The sequence below is a fragment of the Streptomyces sp. NPDC057854 genome (assembly GCF_042797055.1).
Classification (GTDB): Bacteria; Actinomycetota; Actinomycetes; order Streptomycetales; family Streptomycetaceae; genus Streptomyces.
Map to the genome: position 1 here is coordinate 37,690 of NZ_JBHVMF010000027.1, position 18,948 is coordinate 56,637.

Sequence of the window (18,948 nt, forward strand, 5' to 3'; positions counted from 1 at the left end):
GCTCGCCGGTCATGCGCGGACCACCCCGCGTCCGCCGTCGCGGTCGAGCAGGGGGCGCAGCAGGGCGCTGAGGGCGGAGCCGGCGGTCCCGTCGTGGTCGGGCGCGGAGGTGTGCGCCGTGGGTGCGGGCGCGGGCGGGGCCGTGGGCGCCGGAGGACCGGCGGGTACGGCCGGATCGGCGGGTCCGGCGAGGGCGGCGAGTTCGGCCGCGATGCCGTCGGCCGTACGGGCCCGCATGAGGAGGGACGGGTCGACGGTGAGGCCGCCGCCCCGTTCGAGGGCGGTGGTCAGTTCGGCGATCATCAGGGAGTCCAGGCCGAGCCCCTGGAGGGGCCGGTCACCGGGGTCCTCCCCCAGCACGTGGAGGAAGGCGTCCCGGACGCGGGCGCGCATGGCGGTGGTGTCCCGGCGGGCTCCCGCCGCCTCCGTCCCGGCCCCGGCGGGGGCGATGGCCGGGGCGGCGGCGGGCGCGGCCGGTACCGCGGCCGGGACGACCGGCGCGGCGGTGGCCGCGGGCCGCTCCCCCGCCGTGGCGGGCGCGGTGCCGGGGAAGACGACGGCGCCGCCCGACCGCAGGTGGTCGATGAACGCGTCGAGCGCTTCCTCGGCGCCGACCGAGTACGCGGCGGAGAAGGTTTCGTCGGCCTTCATCCCGATGCCCGTCCAGTCCGGCCAGGCGTGCGCGGTGACCGCGGTGACCTCGTCGTCCTCCCGCTCGGCGAGCGCCAGCTGGAAGGCGTTGGCGAGGCTGTAGTCGACCAGTCCGCGGCCCGCCAGGGCCTGGGTGCCGGCGATGGAGGAGACGAGGACGGCGAAGTCGGCGCGCCGCTCCTTGGCCAGGCGGACGACGTGCAGCGAGCCGGCCACCTTGGGCGCGAGCACCTTCTCGGCGTCGCTCCAGGGGCGGCGGTGCATCGCCCCGAAGGGGTTGACCCGGCCGGAGGCGTGCACCACGCCGACGAGCCGGCCCCAGCGCCGGCCGAGCCGGTCCGCGACGGCGGCGAGGGCCGCCGGGTCGGAGACGTCGCACGGCAGGTACTCGACCTCGGCGCCGCCGTCCGCCAGCTCCCGCAGCGCCTGCGCGCGGGTGGCGTCGAGGGCCGACCGGCCGACGACGGCGACGCGCCGGGCGCCTCGCGCGACGAGACGCTCGGTCAGCCGCAGCCCGACGGCTCCGAGTCCCCCGGTGACCAGGCAGTAGCCCTCGTCCGGGAGGGAGTACGGGCGGCCGGGCCGGGCGGGCGCGGTCTCCGGGACGTAGCGGACGCCCTTCCGGTAGGCGGCGACGGTGGTCCCCGCGTCGGCCGGGTCGGCACCGGAGGGGCCTTCCGGGGCGCCGGACGCCAGTGCGGCGAGCTCGGCGGCCAGGTGGGCGGCCTGGGCGGCGGCCGGGTCGGCGGGGTCCAGGTGGACGACGGCGGTGGGCCGGCGGCCCTCGGCGCCCGCGGCCCGTACGGCCATGGCGGTCGCGGCCCGGACCGGGTCCAGACCGGCGCCGCCGCCGTGCGCGGCGGGCGAGTCCTGCGCGGCGTGACCGGTCCGGGCGGCGGAGTGGAGATCCACCCCGCCGAACGAGGCCCAGAGCACACCGGCACGCTGCGGCAGCGTCCTCATCAGGTCGCCCAGCTCCGCCCAGAACGCGCCGATCTCGGCGGGGTCCGCGAGGCGGGTGTCCCGGGCGCCGACCACGAGGGCGGCGTCGGCGGGCGCGCCGGGCGCGACGACGGTCACGCCCCGGTCCCGCAGCAGCCCGGTCAGGGCCTGCCCGAGGGCGGGGTCGGCGGCGGCCAGGCTCACCGTCGCCGGTCCGGCGGAGGTCGCCGGGGTCAGGGCGCGGGCGTGCCACCGGACCCGTACGGCCGGTGTGCCCGGCCGCCCGTCGCGCGCCGGGGTCGCGGCGTGGTCGGGGTGCTCGGCCTCCTCGGGGCCGCGCCAGAACGGGGTCCCGGCGAACGGGTAGGTGGGCAGGTCCGTGACGCGGGCTCCCGCGGGGGACAGCCCGGCCCAGTCGACGTGCGCGTACCCGGCCCTGGCCAGCTCCGCCGCGCCGGCCGGGCGGCCGGGGGCGGCGGTGGTCCCGCTGAGGGCCGCCGCCGCGTCGGCGGTGAGGTCGATGTCGACGCGGGCGACGGGCAGGGACCCGTCCGCGACGGAGCGGAGCGCCGCCGCGAGGTCCGCCGCCGAGCGTCCGTGCACGGCGGTCTGGAACTCGAGTGCGGACCGGCCGGTGTTGGCGGTGTGGCACAGGTCGGCGGTCTCGGCGGCGTCGCGCGCCGTCTCGAAGCGGGCGGCGTACGCGGCGGCCAGTGTCCGTACGGCCGTCTCGTCCGCGCCGGTGACGCGCACCACGAACGACTCCGGGACGGGTACGTCCCGGGCGGGGGCGGTGGGTGCTTCCTCCAGGATGACGTGGGCGTTGACCCCGCCCATCCCGAACGCGCTCACCGCACCACGCCGCGGACCGCCCTCGGGACGCGGCCACTCCATGACCCGGTCCGCCAGGAAGAACGGCGTCTCCTCGAAACGGATGTGGTCATTGGGCCGCACCACATGCAGCGACGGCGGAACCACGCCCCGCTCCATCGACAGCAGCACCTTCACCAGACCCGCCAGACCAGCCGCCGGCTCCAGATGACCCACGTTCCCCTTCAGCGAACCGATCGCACAGAACTGCGAACGATCCGTCAGCGCACGCCACGCACGCGTCAGCCCCTCGACCTCGATCGGATCACCCAGACTCGTCCCCGTACCATGCGCCTCCACCATGCCGATCGACTCCACCGACACCCCCGCGTCCGCAAGCGCGGCGGAGATCACCGACTGCTGCGCCGCACTGCTCGGCACCGTCAACCCACTCGTACGACCACCATGGTTCACCGCCGTGCCCTTGATCACACCGCGCACCCGGTCACCGTCACGCAGAGCCGCCCGCAACGGCTTCAGCACCACCGTCACCACACCCTCACCCGGCACGAACCCGTCCGCACCCGAGTCGAACGGCCGCGAGCGGCCGGAGGGCGACAGGGCGCGCAGGTTCCGCATGGCGACGTAGTGCAGCGGGGACATGGCGACCCGGACACCGGCGACGAGGGCCTGCTCGCACTCCCCCGCGCGGATGCTGCGCACCGCCGTGTGCAGCGCCACCAGCGACGACGAGCACAGCGTGTCGATCGTCATGCTCGGCCCGTGCAGATCCAGGAAGAAACTCACCCGGTTCGCCAGGAAGGCGTTGTGGTTGCCCAGACCCGCCGGGGCGTCCAGCTCCGGGGAGAGGTTGTAGTCCTTGTAGTGCTGGTAGCTGGCCCCGACGAACACGCCGGTGGCAGGGATCAGTCCGCGCGGCGGCAGGCCGGCCGACTCCACCGCCTCCCAGGTGGTGCGGAGCAGCCAGCGGGCCTGCGGGTCGAGCGCCTCGGCCTGCTTGGGGAAGAAGTCGAAGAACCGGGCGTCGAACTCCTCGACGCCGTCGAGGAACCCGCCCATGTCCGGCTCCCGCCCGTCGGCGTACCGGCCCCAGCGGCGTGCCGGCGCGGGGCCGACCAGGTCGCCCGACCCGGCCAGCACGTCCCACAGGCCCTGCGGGTCCGTGGCGCCGGGCAGGGCCACGGCCATCCCGATCACGGCCACGTCGTCGGCGGAGGCGGCCTCGCCGGGGTCCGCGCCGTAGAGCGCGGCCGGGTCGGCGGCCTGGACGGTGGCACGCGGCGCGGCTCCGGCGGCGGGCGCGGCCTCGGCCCCGGGCCGGCCGAAGGCGTCCTCCGGGGCCAGTTCGGCGACGTGGGCGGCGAGGGTGCGGCAGTCGGCGGCGTCCAGGACGTCCGTCGGGCTGAGCGGCACCCCGTACCGCTCGTCCAGGTCGGCGGCGACGGCCGTCGCGAGCATGGAGTCGATGCCGACGGCGGACAGCGAGGTGGTCGCGGTGATCCGGGGGTCGTGCAGGGCCGCCCGCACCACCTCGACGACGGCCGCCTCGGCCGCCGCGAGCCGCGCCGAGCGGGGCGCGGGCGCGTCGGCGGGGGCGCCGGTGCCGGTGGCGGTGGCGCCGGCGGCGCTGCCGGTTGCCGTGGAGGACGTGCTCCCGCCCGTGGTGTTGCCGGTCACCGTCCGGTACTCGACGCCGTCGAGGCGGACCAGGACCCGGCCGTCGGCCGCCAGCAGGCTGGCGTCACCGCGCCGTACGCCGTCGGCGCCCGGTTCGGCACCGTCCAGCAGCACGAACGCGGTACGCGCGGGGTCGCCCCAGCGCGCCGCCCGGTCGATGGAGACCGGCAGGAAGGTGCCGGTCGGTGCCTCGGGGTCGGCGAGCGTGAGCACCGCCATGGCCTGGAGGGCGGCGTCGAGCGCCGCCACCTCGGCCTCCAGGGGGCCGCCGGCCGGGATGCCGACGCGGGCCAGGACCCGGCGGGGGCCGTAGTGGACCTCGGCGATCGACTGCAGCGGGGCCGTCAGCTCCATGCCCTTGGCGGCGAACCAGGCGTAGAGGCCCGCGGGTGCCAGGTCGCGGCCCAGTTCCGCGCGCAGGGCGTCCAGGTCCGCCGGGGCGGGCGCGGGCCCGGCCTGGGCGGCGCCGGTGGTGAGCCGCGCGATGGTGCGGCCGGCGTGCCGGAAGGCGGCCGGACCGGTGCGGCCCGGCTCGTCCAGGTCGCTGGTCAGCGCGTGCGGGCCGCTCCCCCGGCCGGTGAAGGCGACAGCGCGCAGTTCGCCGGCCGCCCGCAGTCCGAGGGCGAGGGGCACGGCGCCGGGCACGGTGTCCTCGCCGAGCACGCGGTGTGCGCGCGAGAGCCTGCGCACCGCCTCGGCCACGTCCTCGCCACGGGCCGCGGCCGACGTGCCCGAGGGCGTGGTGGCGGCGGTGACGGTGGCGGCCGTGGTGCTGGCGGCCGCGCCGAACGGGTAAGGCGGCAGCGGCCGGCGGCGTACCGCCGGGTCCGGGTACACGGACGCCCAGTCGACGGCCTTGCCCCCGGCGTGGCGCAGGGCGTGGACGCCGAGCCCGGCCGTCGCGCTCTCCACCACGGCGGAGCCGCGCACGACGGTGCCGGGAGCCCGGTCCGCGAGCCGCAGGGCGTGGTCCAGTCCGGCGCCGATCTCCTCGGCGTCGCCGCCGAGCACGGCGATCCGGTACGCCCGGTGGTCGCGTCCGACGGCGCTGGAACGGCACAGTTCCCGCAGGACGGAGGCGGTCTCCCCGCGTAGCAGGGCCCGCGTGTCCGCGATGCGCCGCAGCAGGGCCTCCGGGGTGTGGCCGGAGAGGACGAGCAGGTGCTCGCCCGGGGCGCCGTCCGCGTGGGCGGCCTCGGCGGCCGGTCCGCCGCCGGTCCCGCCGGAGCGGTCGCCTCCGACGTACTCCTCGACGACGACGTGGGCGTTGGTGCCGCCCATGCCGAAGGAGCTGACGCCGAAGCGTCGCGGCCCTGCCGAGGTCCACGGGCGGGGCTCGGTCGGGATCTCGAACGGCCCGGTGGACAGGTCGAGGTGGCTGCTGGGCTTCTCGAACCCGGCGACCGGGGGGATCTCCCCGTGCCGCAGGCACAGCAGGGCCTTGACGAGTCCGGCGAGCCCGGCGGCGGGCTCCAGGTGCCCGATGTTGCCCTTGACGGCGCCGAGGTGGCACGGACCCTCGCGGTCGGGGTCGCCGCCGAACACCTCGGTGAGGGCGGCGATCTCGATGGGGTCGCCGAGCCGGGTCGCGGTGCCGTGGGTCTCGATGAGGGAGATGTCGGCCGGGGCGAGCCCGGCGTCGTCCAGCGCCGCGCGGACGACGGCCGCCTGGGCCTCGCTGCGGGGCACGGGCAGGGCGCTGCCGCGTCCGCCGTGGTTGACGGCCGTGCCCCGGACGACGCCCCAGATCAGGTCGCCGTCGCGCTCCGCGTCCGCGAGCGGCTTCAGCAGGACGGCGAGGGCTCCCTCGCCGGGCAGGAAGCCGTCCGCGTGCTCGTCGAAGGGCTTCGGCAGGCCCTCCGACAGGGCGCCGAGCTGGCTGAGGCTGCGGTAGTACCACGGGGTCAGGCCGACCTGGCAGGCCGCCACGATCGCGGCGCCGCAGTGGCCGGCGCGGAGCGCGGCGACCGCCTGCTGGAGCGCGACGAGCGAGGACGAGCAGAGGGTGTCCACGGTCTGTGAGGGGCCGGTGAGGTCGAGGACGTAGGAGATCCGGTTGGCGAGCACCGCGTTCATGGAGCCGAGCGCGGTGTGCGGGCCCACGGTCTCCAGTCCCCGCGTGTCGCGGTGGTGGGTGTAGGTCGCGCCGACGAAGACGCCGATGTCGCGGCGGCCGGCGAGGCCGGCGTCGTCCCGCACCGCCCAGGCGTGCTCCAGCAGCAGCTTCTGCTGGACGTCCATCTCCTCGGCCTCGCGCACGGAGATGCCGAAGAAGGCCGGGTCGAACCGGTCGGCGCCGGAGAGGAAGGCGCCCTTGCGGCAGTACGTGCCCGTCATGCGGGGCCCGCGCTGCTCGTAGTGGGCGTCGACGTCCCAGCGTTCGGCGGGTACGTCGGTGAAGGCGTGGCCGCCCGCGCGCAGCAGCGGCCACAGCTCCGCCACGCCGCCGGGCGCGCCGGGGAGGTCGCCGGACACGGCGACGACGGCGATGTCCAGGTCGCGTCCGCCGGGCGCCGGGCGCCGGGGGCGGCGCGGGGCGGCGGGGGCGGGGACGGCCTCGGGAGTGGTCGCGGGACCGGCTTCGGACCGGGCCGCGCCCTCGGAGAGGGCGGACTCGGCGGACCGGGCGGACCCGGTGTCCTCGGCAAACCCGGCGGGCCGGGTCGCCTCAGCGGCGGTCTCGGCCGCCGCCCCGGGGGTCTCGCCCCCGGCCGGCTCCGGCAGGGCCGCCGCCGCGCCGTAGCGCTCGGTCAGCGCCTCCGCCAGTTCGTCGAAGGCGCCGTACTCCAGGAAGAGCGTGGCCGGGAGGCTGACGCCCCATCGGCGGGACAGCGCCTCGGACAGCTCGACGCTCATGATCGAGCTCATGCCGTACTCCGACAGGGGCGCCTCGCGGTCGAGGGACGCGACCCCCAGCCGTTCCACGAGGAACGCCGCCAGTGCGTCGGCGACGCGCTCCACGGCGTCCTCGGCGCCCGCACCGGCGCCGTCGGCACCCCCCGCCTGCCCGGAGACGGCGGCGCCGCCCCCCGCGGGTGCGGCGGCGGAGGCCGGGGCGGAACCGGCACGGACCTCCGGGTCGTCCAGCTCGACGATCTCGGTGCCGGCGTCCGGGTGGGCGATGACGAGCTGCCGAGCGGGCCGCTCCGTCCCCAGGACGGCCATGAGGGCGTCCAGGCCCTCGGCGGTGGTCAGCGGCCGGACGCCGCGCGCCCGGAGCTGGTCCGCGACGGCGGTGCCCATGCCGACCTCGCCCCACAGGCCCCAGTCGACGCTGAGCCACGGCGCGCCGTGCGCGTGGGCGTAGCCGTCGAGGTAGGTGTTGGCGGCGGCGTAGCCGCCCTGCCCGAGGTTGCCGAAGGTGCCGGAGACGGAGGCGAACAGCACCGCGAAGTCCAGGTCCAGCCCGGCGACGGCGGCGGCCAGCTCGCGTACCCCGTCGGCCTTGGGCCGCATCACGGCCGCGACGTCCTCGGCGGTGGCGCTGCGGATCAGCCCGTCCTTGAGGGTGCCCGCGGCGTGGATGACGCCGTGCACCTCGCCGTGCTCCCGGCGCATCCGCTCCACCAGGGCCGTCAGGGCGCCGGGGGCGGTGATGTCGGCGCTGTAGGAGACGGCCAGGCAGCCATGGGCGGCGAGGGCGGCGGCCCGCTCGTCGGAGCCGGGGTTCCCGCCGGAGCGGGAGACCAGCGCGATGACGCCGGCGCCCTCGCGGGCGAAGCGCTCGGCCACCTCCAGGCCCAGGCCGCCGTGGCCGCCCAGGACGAGGTAGCGTCCGCCGGGCCGGATGGGGCCCTGCCCGGCGGGGCGCGGCGGGGTGTACGCCGAGCGGTCGCGCACCCGGACGGGCACGTGCCGGACGCCGTCGCGGTAGCCGGTCTCGACGGGCCCGCGGGCGTCGCCGAGTTCCGCCACGAGGGCGGGCAGCAGGGTGCCGGGGGCGCCGCCGAGGTCGACGACGCGCGGGCGCAGGCCGGGGTACTCGATGGCGGCGGTGCGCATCAGGCCCCACAGGGCGGCGCGGGCGGGGACCGGCCGGTCGCCGTCGGCGACGGGCTGGCCGTCGCGGGTCACGACGAGGAAGCGGGACTTGCGCTGCCGCTCGCCGAGGGTCCGCAGGGCGGCGAGGCAGGCGTACAGGCCGAGGCCCAGCTCCTCCTCCTCGCCCCGGCCGCCGTCGGCCGGGCCGTCGGCGTTCCACAGGTGGACCACGCCCGCGACGGGGTCGCCGACCTGCTCCCACAGCGCCCGGAAGGCGTCCGGGTCGAGCCGCTCCAGCGTCAGCCGGTCGGGGCCGTAGGCGCCGTCCGTCGACGCGGCCGGGCCCGCGGCGACCTCCACGACGCGGGCGCCGTCGGCGCGCAGCGCCTCGGCGGCGCCGGTGCCGAGGCGGTCGGCCGGGCCGTGGTGGAGGACCACCCAGGTGCCGGTCGCCGCCTCGCGGCGGGCGGCGTCGCCCTCCTCGGGGCGCCAGTCGATGCGGGAGACGGGCAGCGGCTCCCGCCGGACGGCGGCCGGGTCGGGGGTCCGCGCCCCGCCGGCCTCCGTGGCGGAGGCCGGCGAGGCGGCGGCCGTCGAGGCCGCCGCGCCGGGCGTGCGCGTCACGGTGGTCGTACGCCGCATCCGCACGCCCTGGAACTGGGCGAGGACGTCACCGGCGGGGCCCAGCAGCAGCGCGTCGGCGGTGGCGTAGGCACCGTCGTCGCTCGTGCGGCGGACGTAGACGGTGACCTCTCCCGTCAGCGCCGACAGGTCGGTGAAGAGGGCGAGCCGCTCCACGCCGATCGGCAGCATGGGATACGGGCCGTCCTCGCCCGTCAGGTCCTGCAGGGCGCAGCTGACGACCTGGAAGACGCCGTCCACCAGCAGCGGGTGGGCGTACCAGGGCATCGGTTCGGCGTCGGACCGCAGGGTGGCGCGGGCCGTTCCGCCGTCGCCGACGGACAGCGTGCGGACGGTGCGGAAGTCGGGACCGTACTGGAGTCCCTCGCGCTCCCAGCCGGTGTAGAGCCGGTCCGGAGCGATGTCCCGGGCGGCGGGCCCGTGCTCCGCGTCGGCGCGCGGGGGCCGCGCGTCCGCCGGGAGGAACCGTCCGGCGCCGGTCGACAGCTGCTTGCGGCTGCCGGCCGCGACGGTGGTCAGCTCGAAGCGGGTCCGGTCGGTGCCGGGGGTCACGTCGAGGCGGACCGGCGCGGTGGCCCGGTCGGCGATCATCAGCGGGCGGAGGAACGACACGCCGGTCAGCTCCAGGGGAGCGAACGGCCGGCGCCTCGCAACGCCGACGAGCGCCATCTCCAGCTGCACGGCGGCGGGCAGCAGCCCGGTCCCCGCGGAGCGGTGCTGGGCGATGAAGGGCTCGTGGCCCGTGAAGGTCTTCTCGTACGTCTCGGCGGGATGCGTCACTGTCCCTCGCTCCGGTGCTCGTAATGACGGTCGAAGAGCGGGTGGCCCAGGGTGCTCGCCGCTCGTTCGCGGCGGGCCGGGGGCGCCACCAGGTCCTGCCGGTTGAAGGGGTAGGTCGGCAGGGTCGTCGTCCGATGGCCCTTGCCGGCATGCACACCGGCCCAGTCCACAGCTCCCGACCCGGTGTTCGCGTAAGCGGCGAGCGCGCCATGCACCTCGGCCTGGTCGACACGATCACGCCGCAGCGTGGTCAACCACACCGGCTCACCCCCCCGCCACGACGCCCGCGCCAACGACGTCAACTGCGGCTGGGAACCGATCTCCCACACCACACCCGCACCCACCGAACCCACCAACGCGACAGCCTCCGAGAACCGCACAGGCTCACGAATCCCCCGCGCCCAATGCCCCGGATCCACCGCCGACTCCGCCGTATGCCACCCACCCGACACCGACGAAGCGAACGCCACCGAAGGAGCCGACAACACCACCCCCGACACCGCCTCGGCGAACGGCGCAACCGCACCCTCCATCAAAGCCGAATGAAAAGCGTGGCTCACCACCAACGGCTGCGACCGCAGACCCGACTCCTCACGGAACCGCGCCACCACACCCGCCGGACCCGAAACCGTCACCACCCTCGGCGAGTTGAACGCCGCCACCTCCACACCGGGAAACGCCCGCAGCACCTCCAGGACCGCGTCCACATCCCCGTGCACCGCCGCCATCGCACCCTCACCCGGCTGCGACTCCATCAACCGACCCCGCACCACCGCCAGACGCAGCAGATCCCCCAGACCCACCACACCCGCAGCCCACGCAGCCGTCAACTCACCCAGACTGTGACCCACCACCACATCCGCACGCACCCCCACCGACTCCAACCACCGCACCAACCCCACCTGCACCGCCACAATCCCCACCTGAGCCAACCGGGTCGAGTCGAGCAGGTGAGCCGACGAGCCGAACAGCAGCTCCGTCAGCGGTACGTCGAGGTGGCCGGCGAGCAGGGACGCGCACTCGTCGAGCGCGTCCCGGAACACGGGCTCGGTGGCGTACAGGCCCTGGCCCATGCCCGCGTACTGCGAGCCCTGCCCGGTGAACATGAAGGCCACGGGCGCCGCGTTCCCGCCGCGCTTGCGGGCGACGGCGGAGGTGCCGGAGGCGACGTCCCGCAGCGCGACCGCGAGCTCACCCGCGTCACCCCCCGACACGACCGCACCGAACCTGCCCTCCGCCCGGCCCGTGTTGGCCGTGAAGGCGAAGTCACCCAGCCGGTCGGCGTCCACCTCGGCCAGGGCGTCTGCGTAGGACCCCGCCAGCGCCCGGACGGAGGTCTCGTCGGCCGCGTCCACGCGGACGAGGTACGACTCCTGTGCCACGACCTCCCGGGCGGGGGCGGTGGGTGCTTCCTCCAGGATGACGTGGGCGTTGACCCCGCCCATCCCGAACGCGCTCACCGCACCACGCCGCGGACCGCCCTCGGGACGCGGCCACTCCATGACCCGGTCCGCCAGGTAGAACGGCGTCTCCTCGAAACGGATGTGGTCGTTGGGCCGCACCACATGCAGCGACGGCGGAACCACGCCCCGCTCCATCGACAGCAGCACCTTCACCAGACCCGCCAGACCAGCCGCCGGCTCCAGATGACCCACGTTCCCCTTCAGCGAACCGATCGCACAGAACTGCGAACGATCCGTCAGCGCACGCCACGCACGCGTCAGCCCCTCGACCTCGATCGGATCACCCAGACTCGTCCCCGTGCCATGCGCCTCCACCATGCCGATCGACTCCACCGACACCCCCGCGTCCGCGAGCGCGGCGGAGATCACCGACTGCTGCGCCGCACTGCTCGGCACCGTCAACCCACTCGTACGACCACCATGGTTCACCGCCGTGCCCTTGATCACACCGCGCACCCGGTCACCGTCACGCAGAGCCGCCCGCAACGGCTTCAGCACCACCGTCACCACACCCTCACCCGGCACGAACCCGTCCGCACCCGAGTCGAACGGCCGCAGGGCGTTGGACGGGGAGAACGAGCGCAGGCGGGAGCCGAGCTGGAAGTACTGGGGGGACATGCCCAGGTGCACGCCGGCGACGACGGCCTGCTCGCACTCCCCGGCGCGCATGCTGCGCACCGCCGTGTGCAGCGCCACCAGCGACGACGAGCACAACGTGTCGATCGTCATGCTCGGCCCGTGCAGATCCAGGAAGAAACTCACCCGGTTCGCCAGGATCGCGTTGTGGTTGCCCAGGCCGGCGGGCGTCTGGACGACGTCCCCGACGACGGTGTCGCGGTAGTGCTGGTAGCTGGCGCCGACGAAGACGCCGGTGGCCGGCTGGGTCCTGCCCGCGAGGCCCGCGTCCTCCAGGGCCCGCCAGGCGGACTGGACGAGGTGGCGCTGCTGCGGGTCGATCCACTCGGCCTCGGCGGGCGAGAGCCGGAAGAAGCCGGGGTCGAAGTCGGTCAGACCCTCGACGAAGCCCGCCCGCCGCAGGTAGACGGTGCCGGGGGCGCCGTCCGTCCCGTAGTAGGCGTCGATGTCCCAGCGGGAGGCCGGGACCTCGGTCAGGCAGTCCTCGCCCTCCACCAGGACCCGCCACAGCTCGTCGGTGCTCCCGGCGTTGGGGAACACCCCGTCGACGCCGATGACGGCGATGTCGTGCGTGTCGGCGTCCGCCGCCTCGGGGGCGGCGGGGACGGCCGCGAGCGCGGCGGGGGCCGCGGCCGGGCCGGGGGCCGGGGCCGGAGCCCCGGTGGGCACGGCGGCCAGGGCCGGGGCGGGCGCGGCGGCCGGCGCCGGGTCCGGGGCCGGTACGTGCGCCGGCCCGCCGCCCGGCCCGCCCGCGTCGGCGCCGGCCGGGAGGCCGGTCGCGTCGGCGGGCGGGGCGGTGACGCCGTACTCGTCGCGCAGCTCCTCCGCGAGGCGGTCGACCGTGCCGACCTCCAGGACGAGGGTCACCGGGATGTCGACGCCGAGGCGGGCCCGGATGTCCTGGGCCAGCGAGACGGCGAGCATGGAGTCGAGGCCCTGCTCCTGCAGCGGGCGGTCGGTCTCCAGTTCGGCGGCGTCCAGCTCCAGGGCGGCGGCCACCCACTCGGCCAGCGCCGCCTCCAGCGCGCGGCCCGGCCGGCTACCGGGCAGGTGCCCGTTGGCGGCGGGCACGGGGGCCGGGGCCGAGGCCCGCACCGGCGCCGGGGCCGGAGCGGTGGGCGCGGCCGGGGCCGGGCGGTGGCCGTGGCCGGTGTCACCGGCCGCGCCCGGCCCGGACGGGGCTGCGGAGAGCCGCTTCCAGGTGATGCCCCGCGCCTCCAGCACGGGCTCGTCGCCGTCGAGGACGACCAGACTGGCGGTCAGCAGGCCCGAGCCCGGCCCGGAGTCCCGGTCGCGCCGGGCGTACACGCGGGCGGTGGCGGGCAGCCGGCCGAGGACGGTGAGCCGCTCGACGGTGAAGGGGACGTACAGCCCCTGCGCGCCGCACGCGGCGAGCGCGACCTGGAAGGCGCCGTCCAGGAGCCGGGCGTCCACGATCCCGGCGGCGTCGCCGCGCAGGACGCCCACGGCCTCCCCGGAGCCGGGGGCGACCGACAGGGACGCCACCGTGCGGAACCCGCTGCCGTAGTCCAGCCCGGAGCGGGCGAACGCGGCGTACATCGCGTCGAGCCCGACCTCGGTGAAGCCGTGCGCGGCGGGCGGGGCGGCGAGCGCGGGCCGCTCGGGCGCGGTCAGGGTGGCGGTGCACACCAGGGCGCCGGAGCCGTCGCGGAAGGCGAGGGCGTCGCCGTCCCGCGCGGCCGTGAGCGTGGCGGGGGCCTCGACGGCCGCCCGGAAGGTGAGGTCGCGCAGCCCGAAGCGGTCCTGGCCGAGGAAGTCGGCGACCTTGGCCGGGTAGCCGGCGCCCGGCAGGGTGGGCCGGCCGAGCACGAGGTGCTCCGCGGCCTCCGGGTGGTCCGTCCACGTGCTGCGCGTACGGGCGGGAGCGGGCGCGGGCTGCTGCTGCGCGGGCTCGAGCCACAGGTACTTCTCGGCGTGCGGCGCGGTCGGGAAGCGCACCCCCGCCCGGCGGCGCGGCTCGGAGGCGAGGTCGGCGCCCGCGACGAACGCCCGCGCCGCGGCGGCGAGTTCGCCGCGGTCCGCGGGCGCTGCGGTGGGCAGCCCGTACGGGCGTGCCGCCGTGGAGGCGACCCCCACGTGGAGGGAGCGCACGTCCTCGACGCCGGCCAGGAACAGCTGGAGCTTGTCCTGGAGCTGCTCGGCGCTGTCCGCGACGCACGCCAGCCGGTGCACCCCGGCCGGACGCAGCCGGCTCGCCTCTGCCAGGGCCTCCAGGGAGGGGCAGTAGGCGGAGCGCAGCATGAGCACGAGCCGGCGGGCGAGGGTGCGCAGCGCGTCTTCGGAGCCGGCCGAGAGGACCAGGAGCTGCGGACCGGAGTCCGTGCCGCCCTGCTCCGTGCCCGGTGCTGCCTCGACCACGACGTGGGCGTTCGCACCGCCGAAGCCGAAGCTGCTGACGCCCGCGACGCGCGGGCCGGGGCCCCACGGGAGGAGCCGGTCGGCCACGAACAGCGGGGAGCCGTCGAAGTCGAACGACCGGTTCGGGGTCTCGTAGTTCAGGGACGGCGGGATGTGGGCCGCCTGGAGCGCCAGCACCGTCTTGATGAGGCCGGCGATGCCCGCGGCGGGCTCCAGGTGGCCGATGTTGGTCTTCACGGAGCCCACCGCGACCGGCGCGCGGCCGACGGGCTCGCCGAGGACCGCGTGGAGGGCCTCCAGCTCGATGAGGTCGCCGAGCTGGGTGCCGGTGCCGTGCGCCTCGACGTAGCCGATGTCGGCGGCGGAGCGCCCGGAGCGGGCCAGCGCCCGGCGCAGCACGGCTTCCTGGGCCGGCCTGCTCGGCGCGGTGAGGAAGCCGGCGCTGCCGCCGGTGTGATTGACGGCGGTGCCTCGGATGACGGCGAGGACCGGGTCCCCGTCGCGCTCGGCGTCGGAGAGCCGCTTGAGGATGAGGGCGCCGGCGCCCTCGCCCCGCACATAGCCGTCGGCGGCGTCGTCGAAGGCCCGGCAGGCGCCCTGCGGGGAGAGCATGCCGTTGCGGGTGAAGGAGCGGGTCTTGGCCGGGGTGAGCACCAGGTTGGCGGCGGCCACCACGGCGGCGTCGACCTCGCCGGCCCGCAGGTGCATGGCGGCCTCGTGCAGGGCGACGAGGGACGACGAGCAGGCCGTGTCGACGGCGAAGCTCGGGCCGGACCAGTCGAAGACGTGGGACAGGCGGTTGGCGACCATGGAGGGGGCCGTGCCGGTGGCCACGTGCGGGTCGGAGTGGCCGATGCTGCGGGCCACGATCTCCGGGAAGTCGCTGGCGATGGCGCCGACGAAGACGCCGGTGGCGGCGCCGAGCGAGGTGTGGTCCCGGCCGCAGCTGTCCATGGCCTCGGCGGTGACGCTGAGCAGGATCCGCTGGAGCGGGTCCATGCGGCGCGCCTCGCGGTCGGTGAGCCCGAAGCGGGCGGCGTCGAAGTACTCGACGCCGTCGACCCAGCCCATGCGCACGTCGTCGGCGCCCGCCTCGGACCACAGGTGGGCCCAGCCGCGCTTGCCCTCGGGGGCGTCGCCGATGCTGGACACGCCGGCGACGAGGTTCTGCCAGAGCTCGTCCGGGGTGCTCGCGCCGGGGAACCGGCACGCCATGCCGATGACGGCGAGGGCGCCGTCGTCGGCCGGCCGCGCGGCCGCGGGGGCCGGGACGGGGGCGGCGGACGGCGTGGCGGGTGCGGTCGACCGGGCGGCCGGGGTGACGGGCGTGGCCGGCGCGGACGCGGCGGGCGCGGCGGCGGCCTCGGCGGCGACGGGCGCCGTCTCGACGGCCGTCTCCGTCTCCTGGTCGCGCAGCGGCACGACGCCCTCGGCGCCCAGGAGGCGGGCCAGCTTCACCGGGGTTCCCGAGGCGAAGATGGCGGGGGCGGTGACGGAGGCGCCCAGCTCGTCGCCGAGGCGCGCGGCGGCGACGGTGACGTTCACCGAGTCGCCGCCCAGGTCGAAGAAGTTGGCGTGGACGTCGAAGCCGGGGTGGTCCAGCGTGGCCGCGAAGACCCGCGCGATGGTCCGCGCCAGCGCCTCCTCCGTCATACCGGTTTCGGCGGACTCGACGGTTCCGGCGGACTCGACGGTCTCGGTGGCTCCGGCGGACTCGGTGGTGGCTTCGGCCACCGGTGCGGCGGCCGGCTCCGCGGCCGTCGCGGGCTCCGGTGCCGCCGCCTTCTCCGGCGCGGACTCGGGGCCCGCCTCGGGCGCGGCACCGGACTCCGGCTCCTCGCCCGAGCGCAGGATGGTGTCGCGCGTGGGCAGCGGGAGCTTGGCGCGGGCCACCTTGCCGTTGTCGGTGAGCGGCAGGACGTCGAGGTCCACATAGGCGTCCGGCACCATGTAGGCGGGCAGGGCGGCGCCGACCAGGGCGTCGAGCCGCGACTTGCCCGGCACGGCGTCGCCCACCAGGTAGGCGGTGAGCCTCGGTTCGCCGCGGCCCTCGAAGCGCGCCGCGACGACGACGGCGGCCGTGACCCCGTCGATCCGCTCCAGCACCCGCTCGATCTCGGCGGGCTCGATGCGGTGGCCCCGCACCTTGACCTGGGCGTCGGTGCGGCCGAGCCACTCGACCGCGCCGTCCGCGTGCAGGCGGACCTCGTCCCCGGTGCGGTAGAGCCGCGTCCCGGTGGCGGGGTGGTCGACGAAGACCTCCCGCGTCAGGTCGGGCCGTCCGGCGTAGCCGCGGGCCAGCCCGGTACCGGAGAGGTACAGCTCGCCGGTGCTCCCGGCCGCGCACGGGTTCAGCTCCTCGTCGAGGACATGGAGTTCCATGTGCGGGAGGGGCTCGCCGAGCGGGAGGAAGGTGCCGACCGACTCGACCCGGTGGGCCGCGGCCCAGATCGTCGCCTCGGTGGGGCCGTACAGGTTCCACAGGGCGCGCGCGGGCTCGTGCAGCCGCTCGGCGGTGGCGGGCGACAGGGCCTCGCCGCCGGAGAGGACGGTCAGCGAGGCGTGCGGGGTCCAGCCGGTGCCCAGCAGCAGGCGCCACAGGCTCGGCGTGGCCTGGGCCACGGAGACCCGGCTCGCCAGCTCGGCCAGCCGGTACGGGTCGGCCGCGGTCTCGCGGGAGGCGAGGACGACCGTCGCGCCGACGGTGAGCGGCAGGAGCAGTTCCAGCAGGGAGATGTCGAAGGCGACCGTGGTGTGGGCGAGGACGGTGTCGTCCGCCGTGACGCCCAGGCGTCCGCCGATGCCGGTGAGGAAGTCGGCGAGCGCCCCGTGTCCGATCTCGACACCCTTCGGGTCGCCGGTCGAGCCGCTGGTGAAGAGGGTGTACGCCAGGTCGGCGGCGGTCACACGCGGGGGTACGGCCTGGGCCGCCCCGTCGGGCTCGGGCACCCGCCGCGCGGGGCCCAGGGACGCGCCCAGGTCGTGGGTGCGGGCGTCGGTGAGGATGAGCTCGCAGTCCGAGACGTCCACGTACCGCCGCAGCCGGTCCACGGGGTAGCCCGGGTCCAGCGGCAGGAAGGACGCGCCGGCGCGCAGGATGCCGAGCATGGCGGGGAGCAGCGGGGTGTCGCGCTCCAGCAGGACGCCGACCACCGAGCCGCGCTCGATGCCCTCGTCGTGCAAGCGGGCCGCGACGGCGTCCGCCCAGCCGTCGAGTCCGGCGTAGTCGAGCGTGCGGTTCCCGGCGCGGACGGCGACGGCTCCGGGCCGCTCCGCGGCCGCGGCGGCGAAGAGGTCCAGTACGGTCGGGCGGCCGGTCTCCTCGACAAGCTCCCCGACGGTCTCCGCGCCCGAGTCGGCGGCCTCGGCGGAGGCGGTGGACCCCGTCGGCGGCTCGTCGCCCTGGAGCAGCGCCGCCATGGCCAGGTCCTCGACGCGCTCGACGAAGTCCAGCGCCTCCTCCTCGGCCATGGCGGTCTCCCGCACGAAGATCGTGGGCGGGCCGTCGGTGAGGCACAGCAGGGCGATCTCGGTGTGGGGGTCGGCGGACGCCTCCTCGCCCGGGGCGCGCTCCAGCACCATGACGCGGGTGAAGCTCGGCTCGTCGGCGCCGAGCGGCCGTCCGGCCAGGCCGAGGCGGACCTCGAGGTCGCCGGTGTAGCCGTGGCGGGCGGCGGCCTCGTCGAGCCGCTCCCGCAGGGTGCGGGCGGTCCCGCCGTCGTAGCGGACGGGGAAGCGGGCGGCCGTCAGGCCGTGGGTGCGCTCCGCGAGGACGCGGGCGCCGGACGGCGACCAGGCGAAGTCGAAGACCTCCTCGCCGACGCGCTCGGCGACGGCCGCGAGGAAGGCGCGGAAGACGGCGACGCTCTCCTCGCGCGAGGCGGGGACGTACGCCAGCTCGTAGTGCCCGTAGTGGGCGGTGGCCGCGGAGAAGTCGTCGGCGGCCAGCGGGGCGGGCCGCACGTCCTCCAGGCGGGCGCGCCACCACGGCTCGTGGGGGCGCAGGAGCTTCTGGGCGTCGGCGATGCCGGCCAGCCGCTCCTCCGAGACGGCCGGGAGCGGGGCGCCGGGGGCGATGCCGAGCCGCTGGGCGGCGGCCTGGCCGCTGAGCGTGCTGCCGTCGACGGCCCGCCAGTCGCTGAGGACGAGGTCGGCGTCGGGGGCGGCCAGGGTGATGGCCGTGGTGGTGACGGACAGCACCGTGGTCTCGGTGCGGGTCTCGTCACGCGGAATCAGCCGGGCCTGGCGGGTGTAGACGGCGCCCTGCTCGGTGACGAGGGCGGCCACGCCGAGCGGGTTGGGGAAGGAGCCGTAGTCGAGGGCCTTGACCAGCCGTGCGGCCTCGGCGGCGGTGGTGCCGGAGTGGATGACGCCGCCGCCCGCCATGCGCGCGGACCGGCGGTAGAAGCGGCGCTCGCGGCCGCTGGTGTCGAGGACCTCGGGGAGGGTGCGCCGGGCGACGTGCGGGACGAGGTCGGCGAACAGCTCGATGCCCGTCTCGGCCGCCTCGTAGGTGAGGGAGAGGGCGGTGGCGTGGTCGCGGACGGGGAACCAGCGCTCCAGGAGCACGCCGCCGGCGTCGACGGCCTCGGTCATCAGGTGCCAGGTGGCCGCGTGGCGCGGCGCGCCCTCGTACAGGGCCCAGGCGGGGACGTGGCTTCCGGAGTAGCGGGGCAGCGGGCCGTCGTGGAAGTTGATCGCGGCGATCTTCGGCAGGTCGAGGACGGCTCCCGGCAGGATGCGGAAGTTGACCATGCTGAACAGGTAGTCGAACGGCCGCTCCGACAGGAGCGCCGTCAGGTCCCCGGCCGGGTCGTGCACGGGCACGTCGTGGGCGCCGGCCCAGGCGACGACGGCGGGGTCGTCGCTGAGGACGCCCTCGATCGTCACACCGGCGTCCAGGAGCCGCGCGCCGCACTGGGTGAGGACGCGGGTGCCGCCGATCAGGTAGCAGTTGGCGTTCATG

2 protein-coding genes are annotated in these 18,948 nt (G+C 76.6%); both read right to left on the reverse strand.

Annotated elements, in window-relative coordinates:
* Positions 1–9 precede the first annotated feature (9 nt).
* Entirely contained in the window at positions 10–9,504 is a 9,495-nt protein-coding gene (locus ACFVQZ_RS30905) for an SDR family NAD(P)-dependent oxidoreductase (protein ID WP_383628036.1), read from the reverse strand.
* Positions 9,501–18,947 carry an amino acid adenylation domain-containing protein gene (locus ACFVQZ_RS30910; protein ID WP_383628083.1) on the reverse strand — a complete coding sequence of 3,149 codons (9,447 nt, stop codon included), beginning with the start codon at positions 18,945–18,947 and terminating at the stop codon, positions 9,501–9,503. Before ACFVQZ_RS30910 ends, ACFVQZ_RS30905 begins: the two co-directional genes overlap by 4 nt.
* Position 18,948 lies beyond the last annotated feature (1 nt).

What these genes read in the sequence shown, in the direction of transcription:
- ACFVQZ_RS30910 (WP_383628083.1), bottom strand. Translation starts at nt 18,947, where the DNA reads ATGAACGCCAACTGCTACCTGATCGGCGGCACCCGCGTCCTCACCCAG.